Origin of the sequence: Actinomyces sp. S6-Spd3 (assembly GCF_000758755.1) — a bacterium.
Classification (GTDB): Bacteria; Actinomycetota; Actinomycetes; order Actinomycetales; family Actinomycetaceae; genus Pauljensenia.
Map to the genome: position 1 here is coordinate 1 of NZ_JRMV01000182.1, position 726 is coordinate 726.

Here is a 726-nt window from a genome sequence, read left to right on the forward strand (position 1 = left end):
TATAACTACCCCCACCCCCGGCAGAGAATGGAAAAACACGCCCCAACAACCCCACATGCGCAACAGCTGCCGCCTTGACACGCACACAGTTTAGCCATCATCCGCTTTCGCTCGCCACTACTTACAGAATATCTCTTCCTGCAGGTACTAAGATGTTTCACTTCCCCACGTTCCCCCCACCACCCTATACATTCAAGCAGTGGTAACAGGCCACAAAACCTGTCAGGTTACCCCATTCGGAAACCCCCGGATCAACGCTCGCTCGCCAACTCCCCAGGGAATATCGCAGGCCACAACGTCCTTCATCAGCTCTAGGCACCAAGGCATCCACCAAACGCCCACAAAAACTAAAAAACCCAACAAAACAAACAAAAAAGATGCTCGCAACCACTATACAAATCACCAACAACCCAACCACAACCACCAAACCACCACACACCAGCCAACAGCCAATGCAAACAACAATGGAATAGTGGAAGGGCCAGACCAACAGTGTTAGCCATAAACCCGACAGCATGCCCCCAAACCAAACCACACAAAACCAGCACGGCCCAGCCCAGGGTAAATCTTGTAATGCCCAAACAACGCCTTGTTCTTGCAAAAACAATCCAAAAACTAAGGAACAAACCCAGAAAGCAGCACCACCAAAACAGTGGAAACAACTACCAACCAAGCCCCTTGAAAAAAAGAAAATCCTTAGAAAGGAGGTGATCCAGCCGCACCTTC

The 726-nt window shown here is 49.9% G+C and carries 1 rRNA gene; it reads right to left on the bottom strand.

Annotated elements, in window-relative coordinates:
• Positions 1-354, bottom strand: a 23S ribosomal RNA gene (locus HMPREF1627_RS01080); the annotation flags it as partial.
• Positions 355-726: the final 372 nt, after the last annotated feature.